Annotated in this window: 3 protein-coding genes; all 3 read right to left on the bottom strand. The window is 70.4% G+C overall.

Annotated features, from left to right (window positions below; genetic code table 11):
* Positions 1-756 (bottom strand): insulinase family protein (locus tag M3498_07630; GenBank protein MDQ3459153.1); only part of this gene is annotated, 756 nt, incomplete at its 3' end.
* A gap of 98 nt (positions 757-854) precedes the next feature.
* Positions 855-1574, bottom strand: coding sequence for an SDR family oxidoreductase (locus tag M3498_07625; protein MDQ3459152.1), 720 nt, complete (start codon positions 1572-1574; stop codon positions 855-857).
* 87 nt (positions 1575-1661) lie between these two features.
* The coding region (locus M3498_07620; protein MDQ3459151.1) for an indole-3-glycerol phosphate synthase TrpC at positions 1662-2194 on the bottom strand (533 nt) is incomplete at its 5' end.

Genomic DNA, 2194 nt, shown 5'->3' with positions numbered 1-2194 from the left:
GGCCCCAAAGGCCGCGCCGATCTGGAGCTGCGCGGTGTCGGCGGTCTCATGGCGAGCATGCGCGGGCCGGACGCGCACGTCCGGCAAGGGCTCGCTGTGCCCCCGCCAGGAGCCAAAGGCGGCCTCGACCTCTCCCTGCAACGCTTCCCAGTCGGCGCCGCCCGCCACGCTCAGGATTGCCCCCTCGGGGCCGACGCGGCGGGCGAAGTCCTCCTTCAGCGACGCTTCGCTGAGCGCCGCCAGCCCCTCCTCGCTGCCGTAGGGGCTGCGGCCGTGGCCCGAGGCGAAGTATTCCTCGCCGAGCATGAGGAACATACGCTGCGCCGGGTTGTCGCCCAAAGACGCCAGCTCCTCGCGGGCGACGCCCCTGGCCGACTCGAACTCTTGGGTGGTGAGCTGAGGCTCGCGGACCATCAGGGCGAAGAGCGCCAGGGCCTCGGGCAGGGCGTCGGCTAAGAGCGAGCCGCCCCAGGCGCTGTACTCGCTACCGGCACTGCCGCCGCGGCGCAGGCCCAGGGCGTCGAGCGCGTCGGAAAAGCTTCTCGAGTCCAGCTCACCCGCGCCGCGCTGCATCCACTCGTGGAGCACCGTCGCCGAGCCCTCCCGGCCCGCCGGGTCGGTCACCGAGCCGAACGGCAGCAGCAGTTCGAAGCTAACAGAAGAGAGCCAGGGCATCTCTTCGAAGACCAGGCTGAGGCCGTTCTCGAGCCTGGTCCTGAAGATGCGCTGGCCTTGGGAATCTTGAGAGTCTGCCATGAGGAGAGTATAGCCCCTGCGGGGCGAGGACTGGGTTCTGGGGGTCGGGGGTCGGGGGTCAGGGTTCTGTCTTTTCCCCAGCCCCTAGCCTCCAGCCCCTAGCCCCCAGCCCGTGGCCGCACGCTCACGTCGGTCATCGCCGCCGAACGCGGCATGAGCAGCGCGTGAAGCACCACGCCGGCCACGTCCTCGGGCTGGATAAAGCGCGCCGCGTGGTAGGGCGCCCCCTCCTGGCGCCTCACCTCCTCCTGCATCGGGCTGGCGGTGCGGCCGGGATAGACCGAGACGACCCGGACGCCCTCGTCCGCGACCTCCTCGCGCAGGCTGTCGGCGAGCGCCTTGAGGGCGTGCTTGGTGGCGGCGTACTGGCTCCAGTGGGCGCGGGCGCTGAGGCCCGCGCCCGAATTGATGAAGACGAGCTCTCCGCGCCGCGTGATCAAGCCCGGCAGGAGCGCCTGGCTGAGGGCGTAGGGCGCGCGCAGGTTGACCCGGTACTGCCGGTCGAGGTCGGCCAGGCTGGCCTCCATGACGCTGCCGAGGATCACCGTTCCGGCGCTGTGGATGAGGATGTCCGGCCCTTCGTCCTCCACCTGCCCCTTGAACGCCCCCAGCGCCGCGTCGTCGGTCAGGTCGAAGGCGTAGACCCGGCCCTCCCCACCGGCCTCATCGGCCACCTCCCGCAGCCGCGCCTCGTCGCGGCCCAGGAGGGCGAGCCGCGCCCCGCGTCCGGCCAAGGCCAGCGCCACCGCCCGGCCGATGCCGCTGCTGGCGCCGGTAACGACGGCGAGCTTGTCTCGTAGAGTAATTTCAGAAGTCATGGCTCGAGTCTAAAGGTCAGGAGTCGGAAGATAGAAGCCAGGAGCCAGAATACAGGAGCCAGGAGAAAATCCTATTCTGCCTTCTGGTCAAGACAAGCCTTCCAGCAAGCGCCGCGTGCTCTCCTCGAGGTTACCGCTGCCCGCCAGGGAGCTGCCGACGAGGACCGCGTCGGCCAGGCCGTCGAGCGCCTTCAGCTCGGCGGCCTGAGTGTAACCCGACTCGGCGACGAGGAGGCCGGAAAAGCCCTCCTCGCGGGCGCGGCGCATGAGCCGGGGGGCGTTGTGAAGGTCGATCGCCAGGCTCCGTAAGTCGCGGTTGTTGACGCCGATGAGGTCCGCGCCCGCCTGCAGCGCCAGCTCCAGCTCCGCCTCGTCGTGGACCTCGACGAGGGCGTCCAGGCCGCTAGCGCGGGCGAGCTCCAGATAAGCCCCGGTGCGCGCGCCCAAGACCGCGACGATGAAGAGGAGCGCACCAGCCCCGGCTCGAGCCGCTTCGAAAAGCTGCGCGGGGTGGACGGTGAAGTCCTTGCGCAAGATGGGCAGGGACACGGCTGCCGCCACCTGCGTGAGGTGCGAGAGGTCGCCGCCGAAGCGGCGCGGCTCGGTGAGCACGCTGAGCG

This window comes from Deinococcota bacterium (assembly GCA_030858465.1).
Lineage (GTDB): Bacteria > Deinococcota > Deinococci > Deinococcales > Trueperaceae > JALZLY01.
Note: the sequence above shows the minus strand (reverse complement) of the source record. Positions and strands in the feature narration are given on the sequence as shown.

What these genes read in the sequence shown, in the direction of transcription:
- M3498_07625 (MDQ3459152.1), bottom strand. Translation starts at nt 1,574, where the DNA reads ATGACTTCTGAAATTACTCTACGAGACAAGCTCGCCGTCGTTACCGGC.